The 12,489-nt window shown below is 66.2% G+C and carries 11 protein-coding genes; 4 read left to right on the top strand and 7 right to left on the bottom strand.

The features are described from left to right. Position 1: 1 nt before the first annotated feature. The 3 genes from CVN68_RS21685 to CVN68_RS21675 all read left to right on the top strand — a co-directional run bounded on the left by CVN68_RS21685 (position 2) and on the right by CVN68_RS21675 (position 4,934). The gene (locus tag CVN68_RS21685; protein ID WP_100284036.1) at positions 2-1,246 is read left to right on the top strand and encodes a capsule biosynthesis protein; all 1,245 of its coding nucleotides are present in this window, start codon (positions 2-4) and stop codon (positions 1,244-1,246) included. Beyond that, on the top strand, positions 1,246-3,714 hold the full coding sequence (locus tag CVN68_RS21680; protein ID WP_233503477.1) for a glycosyltransferase family 4 protein: 2,469 nt from the start codon (positions 1,246-1,248) through the stop codon (positions 3,712-3,714). The genes CVN68_RS21685 and CVN68_RS21680 overlap by 1 nt, the downstream gene beginning before the upstream one ends. A 152-nt stretch (positions 3,715-3,866) precedes the next feature. Continuing rightward, positions 3,867-4,934 carry a DUF4214 domain-containing protein gene (locus CVN68_RS21675; protein WP_158299020.1) on the top strand — a complete coding sequence of 356 codons (1,068 nt, stop codon included), beginning with the start codon at positions 3,867-3,869 and terminating at the stop codon, positions 4,932-4,934. Positions 4,935-4,940: 6 nt separating this feature from the next. Here the strand turns inward: CVN68_RS21675 and CVN68_RS21670 are convergent, their stop codons facing one another. Both CVN68_RS21670 and CVN68_RS21665 read right to left on the bottom strand, forming a co-directional pair. Then, a complete protein-coding gene (locus tag CVN68_RS21670) occupies positions 4,941-5,729 on the bottom strand; it encodes a glycosyltransferase (RefSeq protein WP_100284034.1) in 789 nt (262 codons plus the stop codon). After that, complete coding sequence (locus CVN68_RS21665) at positions 5,726-6,859, bottom strand: hypothetical protein (RefSeq protein ID WP_100284033.1); 1,134 nt, start codon at positions 6,857-6,859, stop codon at positions 5,726-5,728. Before CVN68_RS21665 ends, CVN68_RS21670 begins: the two co-directional genes overlap by 4 nt. 89 nt (positions 6,860-6,948) lie before the next feature. On the opposite strand from CVN68_RS21665, the gene CVN68_RS21660 reads away from it, so the two are divergent. Next, positions 6,949-7,611, top strand: a complete 663-nt coding sequence (locus tag CVN68_RS21660; protein WP_100284032.1) for an ABC transporter ATP-binding protein — start codon at positions 6,949-6,951, stop codon at positions 7,609-7,611. A gap of 11 nt (positions 7,612-7,622) precedes the next feature. On the opposite strand, the gene CVN68_RS21655 is transcribed toward CVN68_RS21660, so the two are convergent. From CVN68_RS21655 to CVN68_RS21635, 5 genes are all read right to left on the bottom strand, one after another. Continuing rightward, positions 7,623-7,808: a hypothetical protein gene (locus CVN68_RS21655; protein ID WP_233503476.1), complete on the bottom strand. Its 186-nt coding sequence runs from the start codon at positions 7,806-7,808 to the stop codon at positions 7,623-7,625. A 49-nt stretch (positions 7,809-7,857) separates the two neighbouring features. Then, the gene (locus CVN68_RS21650) at positions 7,858-8,991 is read right to left on the bottom strand and encodes a polysaccharide biosynthesis/export family protein (RefSeq protein WP_100284031.1); all 1,134 of its coding nucleotides are present in this window, start codon (positions 8,989-8,991) and stop codon (positions 7,858-7,860) included. Next, positions 8,988-10,340: a glycosyltransferase family 4 protein gene (locus tag CVN68_RS21645; protein WP_100284030.1), complete on the bottom strand. Its 1,353-nt coding sequence runs from the start codon at positions 10,338-10,340 to the stop codon at positions 8,988-8,990. The genes CVN68_RS21650 and CVN68_RS21645 overlap by 4 nt, the downstream gene beginning before the upstream one ends. Then, entirely contained in the window at positions 10,337-11,584 is a 1,248-nt protein-coding gene (locus CVN68_RS21640; RefSeq protein ID WP_100284029.1) for a glycosyltransferase family 4 protein, read from the bottom strand. Before CVN68_RS21640 ends, CVN68_RS21645 begins: the two co-directional genes overlap by 4 nt. Positions 11,585-11,846: 262 nt before the next feature. Further along, entirely contained in the window at positions 11,847-12,329 is a 483-nt protein-coding gene (locus CVN68_RS21635; RefSeq protein WP_100284028.1) for a helix-turn-helix transcriptional regulator, read from the bottom strand. Positions 12,330-12,489 lie beyond the last annotated feature (160 nt).

Below are 12,489 nucleotides of genomic sequence, written 5' to 3'. Positions count from 1 at the left end.
GATGGCAACTGTCCCCCTTCATCCGCCCGAGCCCGAACCCGATTTCGTGGAGCTGCAGGCACAGCCGGCGCCGGAGCCCGTCTCCCGCGCGCGGCAGCAAGACGAACCTCACCCGCATCGACTGGAACAATATCCGCCGGGCGCCTCCGACCCAGGTCGCAGGCGGCTCGGCTGGCTTCGGAATCTTGCGCTGGTGGTGCTGCTGCCGACGGCGTTGGTCGCGATCTTCCAATATTGCGTGATCGCCAACCAGTATGAATCGGAGACGCATTTCGTCGTCCGGACATCGGGCCAGAGCGGGTCCGCCGGCTCGGGCCTCGGGCAGTTGCTGGGCCTCGAAACCAACCCGACCGCGGCCGACAACCAGACCGTCGTCGATTATCTCCTGTCGCATGATGCCGTCGCGAACCTGCAGCGAAGCGTGGGGCTCGCGTCGATTTTCCTTCGGCCGGAAGCGGATATTTTCTCGCGGCTCGAGCGCGATGCCCCGCCGGAAACGCTGCTGCGCTATTATCGCGAGATGGTGAATGTCGATGTCGGGCGTGAGACCGGCATCACCCGGATCAGCGTACGCGCGTTCCGGCCGGCGGATGCCGAGCGGGTCGCCCAGGAATTGCTCAAGATCGGCGAACAGCGGGTCAATGAATTCAACAAGCGGCTTCTGGAGAACCGGCTCACCGGCGCGCGGGAATCGCTGATGACCGCCGAGCGGGGAGTCGGCGAAACCCAGACCGCGTTGACCGGCTTCCGCCAGTCGGGCCGGGACATCGATCCCGAGCGCACCAGCACCGCGCGCATCACCATGGTGACGCAAATGCAGGCGGAGCTTGCACAGGCGCGCGCGCGGCTTTCCAGCATGGCGAGCGCGCTCCGCCGCGACAGTCCGCAATATGTCACCATGGCAGCACGGGTCCGCGGGCTCGAACAACAGGTAGCAGCGGCAGAAGGCAGCCTCACCGGCTCGCATCGTGCGACGGCGGCGGGACTCGGCCAGTTCGAAACCTTGCGGCTCCGCCAGGCATTCGCCGCCAAGCGTTTCGAGGCTGCGACAGCGGCACTCGACGCCGCGCGCGAGCAGGCCGTGCGCCAGCAACTCTTCCTCGTCCGGGTCGTGGAGCCCAACCTGCCCGGCAAAGCCCTGTATCCGAAGCGCCTCAAGCTGGTCGCCACTGTCTTTTTCGCGCTGTTGCTGACCTATGCGATCGGCTGGCTGATCCTTGCAGGCATCAAGGAACACGCCGCGTGATGACCGACCTGCTGATGAACCTTCCGCTCAAGCTTCGCCGCTCGGCCGGCGTCGCGGTCACGCCGCAGATGCACCGGACGATCGCGCTCGGCAATCAGGCCCGCGACGAAAGGAACTGGCAAGCCGCCGCGGCTGCGTACCGCTCCGCGCTCGAGACCGATCCGTCGCTGACGCACATCTGGGTCCAGCTCGGCCACGCGCTCAAGGAACAGGCGGATTTCGGCGCGGCGGAGACCGCCTATCGTACGGCCGCGGAATCCGCGCCTGCAGAGGCCGAGCCGTGGTTGCACCTGGGGCATCTCCACAAGCAACGCGGCGATCGCGCGGCTGCGAACCGGAACTATATGCGCGCACTCAAGCACGCTCCCGACAATCCGGACGTGTTGCAGGAAATGGCGTATCTGCTCGACAGTGGCGACGGTGCACAGATGCGTGAGTTGCTTGCGCTGATCGGCCGCGAGGAAGCGGAACCCGACGCCGCGCCGGCCCCGGGGGAGGCGGCGGAGGCGCTGCGGCAGATCGAGGCGCTGCTTCCCCGGCTGCTCGAGGAGACCCGCGGCGCCGCGCGGCTGCGGGTAGAGGCGCTGTCCGGTCTCGTCCGGAGCGTGCGGTCATCCAGCCCGGCCGCTCCAGGCCCGGACGCCCAGGATCGGCCGGTCCTCGTCTTCGACGTCTCGGATCTGATCTCTTATTTCCGCAACGCCCGACTTCCCACCGGCATCCAGCGCGTCCAGATCGAAACGATCGGCGCTGCGCTCGCTCTGGGCGATTTCGACGTGCAGATTTGCGCGTTCATCGAATCGCGGGACGACTGGCTCGAGATACCCGCCGCCAGCTTCCATTCGCTTGCCAGGCTCAGCCTTGCCGGCAATGATCGCGGCGCACCCGAATGGATCGGCGCACTGGCGAGACTGCACTTGCGGCTTGCTACGTCCGAGCCGATCGAGATGCCGCGCGGCGCCTATCTGATCAATCTCGGCACCTCGTGGTGGCTGCAGAATTACTTTCTCTTCGTCCGGCAGGCCAAGGCGCTCCGCGGCGTGCGCTATGTCCCCTTCGTCCATGACCTCATCCCGGTTATGGCCGCCGAGCATTGCGTCAAGGAGCTTACGCAGGATTTCGTGAGCTGGGCGGTCGGTGCCTTCGAGCATGCCGACCATTTCCTCGTGAATTCGGAATCGACCAGAACCGACCTTTTGCACGTCGCTTCGATGCTGGGCCACGAAATCGATCCGGTCGACATCGCAGTGGTTCGTCTCGATGCCGATTGCCGCAAGCCGGACCTGGTCCCCGCGCACCCGCGCCAGCTGTCGCACTGGGGATTGAAGCCGAACGGCTTCGTGCTGTTCGTCTCGACCATCGAATCGCGAAAGAACCACCTCGTCGCTTTCGAGGCCTGGGTCACGCTGCTGAAGCGTTACGGTGCCGGCGCGGTCCCCAAACTGGTGTGCGTCGGCAATCGCGGCTGGCTCAACGACGCAGTCTATGCGCGGCTCGATAGCCATGCGGGGTTGCGCGAGCACGTGGTGATGCTGTCGGGTCTGTCGGACGCCGAGCTCACGCTGCTGTACCGGACCTGCCTCTTCACCATCTATCCGAGCCGATACGAAGGCTGGGGCCTGCCGGTGACCGAAGCGTTGTGCCACGGCAAGGTGGCGTTGATCTCGGACGCCTCCTCGCTGCCTGAAGCGGGCGGCGATCACGCAGTCTATTTTCGTTCAGGCGATGTCGAAGCGTTCGCCACCGCGCTGGAGCGGCTGATCCGCGAGGACGGTTACCGCGAAGCATTGCAGCAAAAGATCGCCGCCGGATTTCGGCCGCGTGCGTGGAGCGACATCGCGACCGACATGGCAGCGGCCGCCCTGCGCTGGCGCGGCGACGAACCTCAGGTGCAGGCCGACGTACCGGTCGCAAGGCTGGGGGCGTGGCATCCGCTGGTGCGCAACTATGCCACCACCATCTGGCCCGGCATGCGCTCGGCCGAGATATTCCGCGCCGGAGACGGCTGGTGGGGCCTCGACGATTGGGGCTGCTGGACCAAGTCGCACGGCGGACGGCTGGAGATCGGCACCGGCGCTCCCGGTCTGGCGATCCGGCTATGCCTGCAACTGCATGGAATCCCGGGACGCGAGGTGCGCTTCGCGGTCGATACGTCGGACCAGGCGACGCGCGTCGAAGGAGTGTTGAAGCCCGGCGAGTTCAAATGGATCACCATGACGGTGACACCGGATCCGACCGGAATCATACGGTTGGAAGTCAACGGCAATACGAGCGCCGACCTTGCCGAAATAACCTCCGGAGGGGACCCGCGGAAAGTCTCGGTCGGCGTCGCGGGATTCTTCCTGTGTGCCGCGGACGATCGCCAGGCCCGGTTCGACTTCATCGAGGCTCTTACGCTCGGAACGCTGAGCGACCTCGCATTCGGCCGGCCCGGTCCCGGTTCGGCGGGGGCGAACCAGCCCCGATGAGGTCGACGCCTGCCGCAGGCAGTGCCGATGTCGCGTCGATCGTCCGCGGCGACGGCGAAGCGGCGTTCGTAATTCTGTTCGCCGACGACGATGTTCGCGCCGGATTCTCGGGCCCGGTTGCCGACCATATCGGCAAACGGCCGGATTGCCGGGTGGCGATCGTGGCGCCGGATACAGCGGCGATCGATCCGGCCGCGATGGCCGAACTGCTTCGGGCCCGCGTGCCGGAACAAGCGCGGGTGCTGATGATCGGTCACGGTGCAAACGCGAATATTGCGGCTGCGCTGGCGGCGGAGCTGGGGGCCGCGCTTCTGCTGGTCGCGCCTGTCGAACCGCGCGACCACAGGGTTCTCGAAACGCGCGCGCGCGCCGCGGGGATCGCAATCACCACAAGCGAACAAGCGGTCGGATGGCTTGCACAGGTCGCGACGCTCGACCTGCATCGAATGCCCTTGCCCGGCGCGGCGCTGCCGATCGCATTGCGCCAGTCGGGCACGATGGCGGATATCCTCGGCGCGATGATCGATGGCCTGCCGCTGCCCGACCTGTCGGGGTCGATCGCCGACTGGCATCGACGGCACGGCTATGGGATCGAGCTTGCCGATTCAGTCCAACGCTCCGTATCCGGCGAATTGCACCTGCACGGCCGGATCGCCAACACCGGCGAGGCGCCCCTCCACTTCGGACGTCGCCAGCCCGACCGCCTGCTGATCGGCGCACGGGCCCGGACCGGTCGGACCGCGGCATGGACGATCGAAGCGCGCGCGATGCCGACACAGGCGGTATTGGCACCAGGCGCCTCGGCAGGATTCTTCATCAGATTCGCCGCACCACCCTCAAATGCGGAAGACGATGTCGAGATCGAGCTCTCGCTCGTTGCCGAAGGGGTCTTCTGGTATTGCGACCTCGGCTTCCCACGGCTTCGTCTCGCCACGGCATCGTCCCTCGACGGCGACCCGCCCGCTTTTCCACCACAGCCCGCCAAGGCCCTTCCGGCGTCGGCCGTCCCCGTGAACGAATGCGCGACGCTCGACGATCTGTCGAACTGCTACCGGCTGATCCTCGGGCGAACGCCTGACCCGGATGGCTTTTCCTATTTCAGCCAGCTCCTGCAAACGGGGATGACCGTGGACGAACTCGTTTCGATCTTCGTCACCTCGCCGGAAGCGCGCGCGCGCTTCGTTATGCTCGGCCGGCCGGCATCTCCCACGGCGAACTGACCGGCATCAAGCGATCGCGCGCTCGATTGCGCCTTGCTCGTAGAGCGGCAGGCCGCGCGCACTTGCATAGGCATTGGCCTGGCGGATCAGATACTCCAGATTCTCGCGTATGAAAGTCGAGTGCCAGAACGGATTGGTTCCATAGCGATATCCCGGCACGAGCGCCGCGCGCAGGACCATATAGGCGTAAAGGCGGTTCTTTTCCTCTCCCAACGGCCGAGACTTGAACTGCGCCAGATGGTGGAGGACGAGCGCGCTTCGCCCGGCGCGCTGCCAGGTATTGCCGTCACGATCGCAAATCTCTTCGTGAATCAGCCCTTCCCAGCGGATGTCGTGGCGATTGCGGTAGATCCGGCGCTGCGTCTCTTCCTCGAAAGGCCCGCTGGCTCGAAGCCGCTCGATGTCGATCCTCGCGCCCGGTTCGGACGCATAGTTACGGCGATGAACATGGAACACGTCGCATTCCGCCGCCGCGATCTCGCCGCGGAGCAGCGGCGCCTGCGCAGGATCAATCCATTCGTCGGAGTCGATTGAGAAGAGCCATGGCGCGACCGTGAATCGCGCACCATGATTGCGAGCATGCGCGAAACCGAATTGCGAGAGATTGGCCTGATCGTAGCGCGCGACATGATCCTTGCCGGAAAGCAGGTCCGCGTACAGATCGCCGCTTCCGTCCGTCGAGCCCATGTCGACGACGATCACCTGATCCACCACCGCCTTGATCGCCGGCAGCGTGAGCGACAGCATCTCGACTTCGTTGAAGGCGAGCAAGACGGCCGCGATCTCGACGGTCAAATGACCGCTCCCTCGGCGAGGCACGAAATGCCCGTCCGGTCCACGACCAGTCCGATACGCGCGGAATTGAAGCCGAACTCGTCGAACCAGAATCGTCCCTCGCGCACGAGGGCCACGACGACCTCGTGTCGACCCGGGGGAAGGTTGCCGAGGTCGATGGTGATCGCGAAGCGGTGAACGCTTCCCGGCGTCAGGTCGCCCGGCGGAAAATCGAAGCGCGCCTCGCGCTGGCTGCCGCCGAAGCGTCCCTCCGGCCACAGCCGGGCACCTAGGCGCACCGGATGGGAAGCTGCCGCGTCGCGCGCAATCTGCGACGCAGAATGCATCGCCAAGGTGCCGGAAATCCCCAGCATCGATCCATCGATTCTCGTCCCAGCCGGATCCAGAGCGAGGCTATGCCGGCTTTTCGCCATCCAGCCGGCGAAGCGGTCCGACAAGGACAGATCGGTTCTGACGCCGGCAATCGCTTCGTCGATCATCATGCGCATCAGCCCGGACTCGCGCAACGCGACCACCAGCGCTCCGTGCGCCAGCGGCTCCGATCCCAGCATATGCAGCGCGGCATGGCGCTTGAGATGGAAAGCATGCTGCACATCGAGGCACTCGCCGCTGGCACTGAGGCAGATGGTGATCGCCTGATCGGGCAAAAGGTGGCGCGTATCGTGATAGAGCGGCGCGAGATCGAGCAGCCGGGCATCGCCCTGGCGCTGGACGCGCTCGACCTGCGCGTCCCAGCGGTGGTCGCCCCAAGCGTCGAGCGCGCCATGGGAAAGAATGGTCTGCGGCGCAAGCGCGATGATCGTCTCGGCGCCGATCAACCGACCGAACAGCAAGGCGGCATAGCCTCCCATGCTGTATCCGATGCAGATGACTCGCCGGAATCCGCGCGCATGTTCGGCGAGGGCATCCGCAAGAGCCGACGGACCGCCCGGAAGATCGGGAACCCCATGGTACCAGCTGGTGTCGGGATCGCGCAGCAACAGTACCGCGCAATCGGAGCGGTCCAGCAAATTGTGGAATTCGAACGGCTTGGCGACGCTGTCCACGCCGAGACTCGAAAAGGCGATGACCAGTGCCTCGCAGCCGAGGGGCCCCGTCTGAAAAATCGAGGTTTCTGCCGTTCCGATCATCGCGCCCGCCTGTGCCGGATGGCACGCGGATTCGCTTGACCGGGCTTCCTCATTCGCGCCAATCGGATGTCGACGGGAGGGACCGGCGCATGATCAGTTTCGAGCGGGTCAACAAGATCTATCACGGCCGCAATCTCACCAGAAAAGTACTCGAGGACACCAGCTTCGTCCTCCGTCCGGGGCAGGCCCTGGGGATCTGCGGAGCGAACGGTGCGGGCAAGTCGACGCTGCTTCGCCTCATCGCCGGCGTCGAACATCCGAGCAGCGGAATCATACATCGCGGAATGAGCGTCTCGTGGCCGATCGGCTACACGCATTGCTTTCAGGCGAGCTTGACCGGGGCGGACAATAGCCGGTTCATCGCACGGATCTATCGGCAGCCTGTCGATCGTCTGCTCGCTTTCGTCGAGAATTTTGCCGAGCTCGGGGACTATTTCAACCAGCCGGTGAAGACCTACTCGGCCGGCATGGTGGCGCGTCTCGCCTTTGGCGTTAGCCTCGCCATCGACTTCGATTGCTATCTGGTCGACGAAGTCACGGGCGCAGGCGACCAGCGCTTTGCGGAACGCTGTCACGCCGCCTTGGCCCATCGTCGGTCGACCGGAACGCTGGTCATGGTCTCGCACAGCCCGACGACGCTGCAGGAATATTGCAGCACGGGCGCCGTGCTGCACGACGGACGACTGACCTTCTACCCGACGATCGACGAGGCGATCGAAATTCACCAGGCCCAGCAGCGGCTGGCCGCCTGAATCACCGATCCTCATCGCGTCAATTCTCGAACCCCATAGAATGGCGAGAAGAGTTGGTTGATGATCTGGACCAGCTTGGCCGCCTGATTGGAGCGCGCATTGGCGATGTAGATCACGTCGCCGTTGCGCATCGCGAAACGCTGCGAGACGAAATAGCTTTCGGGTCGCAGCATGTTGAGCCGATAGATGACGGGCACCGGCGCGCCGCCGGGCGTCTCAGCGGCTGGCCGCCTGAATCACCGATCCTCATCGCGTCAATTCTCGAACCCCATAGAATGGCGAGAAGAGTTGGTTGATGATCTGGACCAGCTTGGCCGCCTGATTGGAGCGCGCATTGGCGATGTAGATCACGTCGCCGTTGCGCATCGCGAAACGCTGCGAGACGAAATAGCTTTCGGGTCGCAGCATGTTGAGCCGATAGATGACGGGCACCGGCGCGCCGCCGGGCGTCTCAGGTGCGGCCCAGCGAAAGACGAACACCGCAGTCGGATCCGCCTGACGGTCGGAGGGGCCGCCGGCCCGCGCGACTGCCTGCGCGAGCGTGAGCCTCCGCATCTCGAACGGAATTTCCGACACCTTGTCGCTCGCGCCGAAGACGGTGAAGCTCTGCAGATTGCGGAGGAGCTCGATGCGATCCCCCGGCAGCAGCAGCAGATCGTCCGGCGATCCCGCGAGCAATTCGTCGAGACCGATCTCGGCGCTGCGTCCGGCGCGCGTAACCCGGATCATCGTATCGTGCGGCGCCGAGGTCGTGCCGCCCGCCAACGCAATCGCATCCAGCACATGCTCGCGTGCCAGCGACAGCGGAATCCGGCCGGGCGCCTTCACTCCGCCCAGCACGAACACGCTGTTGGTCATGTTCTCGCGGACGACGATGTTGACCTGCGCCTGTTCGGAATAGCCCCGCAGCCGCGCCTCGACGCTTCGGGCGAGCGATTGTGGGGTCTGACCGGCAGCCTCGACGGCCCCGGCATAGGGGATCTGGATCGTGCCGTCGCGCGCGACGACGATCGCCGGTAATGTGCTCCCCGTGGCGGCAGGCTGGACCTCGGTCACCGCCGGGCCTGCGAAGAGTGCGGTACCGATTTCGAATACCGAGATCTGCAGGACGTCGCCGGGACCGATCCGGTCGATATCGCCCTCGGCCGCAAGCCCGGCGAGCGCCCCCGCGGGCGCCGGTGCTGTGTTGACATCGGACAAGGCCTCGGCGTCGAGGTCGATCAATTTCGCAGGCAGTCGGGCGGTCGGGCGCGACGCCGCGATCACTTCGGGCGCGGTCGGGCCGCTCGACGGCAAGGTGGCGCAGCCGGCGACGAGAAGCGGAAGCGCCAGCATCGCCCCCCGGCCACGGGCAGCCACGAACGCGAACAGGGATGTCATATGGTTGCCGCCCCGAAGGTCACTGGTTGCGCAGGTACGGTGTCGTGCACAGGCACGACAAGCGATCGGTAGAGTGCGGACAGGTTCGCGCGAAACCGCGCCGGGGCGAAGCGATCGGCCTGCGCCGGCCCCATCGCCGCGAGCGCACGGCGAAGTTCGGCATCCTCGTCCAGTTTGCGGATGGCGGCCGCGATTGCGCCGACGTCATAGGGATCGACCAGCAGCGCGGCGCTCCCGGTAACTTCGGGCAGCGATCCGCCGGTCGAGGTCATGACCGGCACGCCGCGCGCGAGCGCCTCCACCACCGGCAGACCGAACCCTTCGTAGAGCGATGGGAATAGCACGCCGCGCGCGCCGGCGATCAGCACGTCGAGCATCCGCCGCGGCAGATAATCGAGCTTGCGGATCCGCGCCACGCCCGAGAGGCTTTGCGATCCGGCGCTGCCCAGCAGGCGCAGTTCATTCTCCGAACGCCAGCCGCGCCCGCCCACGATGACCAATGGCGTCGCCACTTCGCTCGCGAGATAGGCCTCGATCAGGCGCCCGACATTCTTCTTGGGCTCGATCGCGCCGAAATAGAGGAAATAGCCCTGCGGCTCGAGATCGAACAATGCGCGAAGCCGCCCGGCCAGCACGGCGGAGTCGATCGCCGGAACCGGATCGATCGACTGATAGCAATTGACCACCTGCCCGGGATCGGCGCCGAGAAATTCGACGATATCGCGCCGCGAAGCCTCGGAGACGGTGCAGATGCGCGCGGCGCGACCGATGCAGCTTCGCAGCAGCCGATCGTGCAGGCGTTTGTTCTCGAGGCTGGTGTGCGGGAGCCGGAGCGGCACCAGATCGTGGATCGTGTAGATATTGACCGCGCCGGCCAGATGGATCGGCAGCGGATAGGTCCAGTGCATGATCTCCGGCGGATCGGCCATCGTGACCGTGAGAAAGCGGCGATAGCGTTTGAAGTGACGCGCCGCGACCGACCACAGAGACCCGAAACTGTGCAGCGTCGAGAAGCTCGGCAGGCGCTCGGCGAACGCCTCGGCGCGGACACGGCCCTGTACCGGCACCTCGACCAGCCGCCGCGCCCAAGGCGCGACAAAGAGCCGCGCGCGCTTTGCGGCGGCGGGCGAGGTCTCAGGCTGATCGTCGCGGCCAAGCTCGGCGAAGAACAGGGTCTCGCGCAAATCGCGCGACGAACGCGGCGGGACGGGCAGTCCGAATACGAGATCGGGCGCGCGGCCCATCTCCGCGACGGTGCGGGCGAGCGTGCGCGAATAGGTCGCGACGCCGGTGCCGTGCGGAAGGGCGAGGTTCAGCCCGTCGATACCGATCCGGAAAGGGCGCGTCACGTTCGGCCCCGCGGTGCTGTGGCGATCGCGTCCGCATAGAGCGCGCGAAGCCGCCGCGCATAGACATCCGGCGTGAACTTCAGACCGCGGGCAAAGCCGGCGGCGCGCAACCGGGCGCGGAGTATCTCGTCGCTTTCGAGCCGACGGATCGCCACCTCGATCTGCGCGGTCTGCCGGGGATCGACCAGCAGCGCCGCGTCGCCGGCGATTTCGGCCGGCGCGCCCGCGCTGGACGTAAGCACCGGACAGCCGAGCGTCATCGCCTCGGCAATCGGCAGGCCAAAGCCCTCGGCGAGCGACGGAAACAGCAAAGCGCGGGCGCGTCGCATCATGCCGAGCAGCTCGCGGCGCGGCATCCACGGCAAGCGGATCACGCCGGCAAACCCGCGCAGCGTTTTCTCGAGCGCCTCCTCCCCCGGCACCTGCGGTCCGACGATCACCAGCGGCAACGCCGTCCCGCTCGCGGCGTGCGCACAAGCGAGCCGGTCGAGGTTCTTCCGCGGCTCGACTCGCCCGCAGAAGAAGAAATAATCGCCTGATCGCAAGCCGGGCGGAAGGCTCGGGTCCGATTGCAGCGGCGCGTCGATCGCCTGCAAGGTGTTGACCACCCTGCCCTCGGGGATCCCCAGATGGTCGACCAGTTGGCGGCGGACGGTTTCGGAGACCGTGACCAGACCATAAGCATGCGCGGCAATCTGGCGCAGCACCGCCGCATGCCGCGTCGACGAGACGCGGGTGAGCTCGGGATGGGTCAGCGGGATCAGGTCGTGGATAGTGTAAAGGTTCCTCGCCCCGCGGAGATAGAGCGGCAGCGGATAGGTCCAGTGCATCACCTGGGGGGGGCGATCGAATTCGACCGGCAGTAACCGGCCATGCAGGTTGAAGAAGACATGCGCCTCTCGGAAAAGGTCGCGGACCACCCAATGCGCCGCCGCTTCGTCCGGGGCCGCGACGTCCGCCAGGCGTGCCCCCGCTCGCGTGGCCGCGATCCAGCGGCCCAGCCGCGCCCGTCGCACCGGTCCGGCCGGACCGTCGCCGAGCAGCAGCGGGGAGGCTCCCGCGGCCGGCAGACAGGCCGCCAGTGTCCGTGCATAGGTAGCGACGCCCGTGCCGGCGGCAGCGGTCAGCATGCGATCCTCGACGCACACCTGCACCGGCGCTTCGTCCAGCGTGTCAACCCTGCGAACATAATTGGGGTCGTAGAGTTGCCGCATCCGTTCGATGTTCGAGAGGCGCGCGCTCATCTTCTGCCTCGACGCCGATCGCGCCGACGCCGCGATCCCTCATCGCGTCGTCCTCGGCCGGCGGCGGTGCACGCGCTGGGATCTGGTGCTCGCATTCTCTCGACAGACTGAGCCGCGACGCGGCCGTGGTGCGAGCCGCCGCTGCGCTATCCGCATCGCCGTCCCGTCTCGCGGGTCTATCCTTGGGTCGCTGCGGTTACCCTAGTCGTTTCCACAGGGGACCGCGACTATCGACAAACGGCCGGACGCTCACGCCTGCGGCTTATCCGCCGAAGCCCGGATAGCCGCTTCGCACGCTGCGGCGCCAGCGGCCGGGCGAAACCCCGAGCAGCCGCGTGAACGCCTTGGTGAAGTGGCTCTGATCCGCGAAACCGCATTCGTCGGCGACTTTGGAGAGCGGCATCGTGTCGTCGAGGAGCAAGGTCATCGCCTGCGCGATCCGGCGCTGCATGTACCAATGATACGGCGCGACGCCTTCGGTCTCGCGAAAAGCCTTGATGAAATGGCTGACCGACATGTTGAGCCGGCTGGCGACGTCGGTCAGGGCGAGGCGCCCGGCCATCTGGGTCAGCATCATGTCGCGCGCGAGTTTGACCTGCCACGGTGCCAGATGGGCCCGCGCCCGTGGACGCGGGCGATCCGGCAGCGCCTCCAGTCTGCCGTCGAGCATCAAATGGTGCTCGAACGAAGCGGAACTCTCCTGACCAACGGCCGCGGCATCCGCGATCGGCATATACTCGTCCATCGCTGTCTCCCTGGCGCAGGGTCGGACTCAGGAAAGCTATCGGCCGCACACAAGCGTTGCCAGAGGTCTCCCCCGGCGCCCTCGCATCAAGGGCCTGAGCACTCTCCTATTTGTTAGACACATCGGCCGCGCGATTCTGGCAGAGCCCCTATCGATTATT

Source organism: Sphingomonas psychrotolerans (genome assembly GCF_002796605.1).
Taxonomy (GTDB): Bacteria; Pseudomonadota; Alphaproteobacteria; order Sphingomonadales; family Sphingomonadaceae; genus Sphingomonas; species Sphingomonas psychrotolerans.
This window is presented reverse-complemented; position numbering and strand designations above follow the sequence as displayed.

Coding starts and splice junctions, on each gene's coding strand:
- CVN68_RS21650 (WP_100284031.1), bottom strand. CDS start 8,991: ATGACATCCCTGTTCGCGTTCGTGGCTGCCCGTGGCCGGGGGGCGATG.
- CVN68_RS21680 (WP_233503477.1), top strand. CDS start 1,246: ATGACCGACCTGCTGATGAACCTTCCGCTCAAGCTTCGCCGCTCGGCC.
- CVN68_RS21685 (WP_100284036.1), top strand. CDS start 2: ATGGCAACTGTCCCCCTTCATCCGCCCGAGCCCGAACCCGATTTCGTG.
- CVN68_RS21635 (WP_100284028.1), bottom strand. CDS start 12,329: ATGGACGAGTATATGCCGATCGCGGATGCCGCGGCCGTTGGTCAGGAG.
- CVN68_RS21640 (WP_100284029.1), bottom strand. CDS start 11,584: ATGAGCGCGCGCCTCTCGAACATCGAACGGATGCGGCAACTCTACGAC.
- CVN68_RS21660 (WP_100284032.1), top strand. CDS start 6,949: ATGATCAGTTTCGAGCGGGTCAACAAGATCTATCACGGCCGCAATCTC.
- CVN68_RS21665 (WP_100284033.1), bottom strand. CDS start 6,859: ATGATCGGAACGGCAGAAACCTCGATTTTTCAGACGGGGCCCCTCGGC.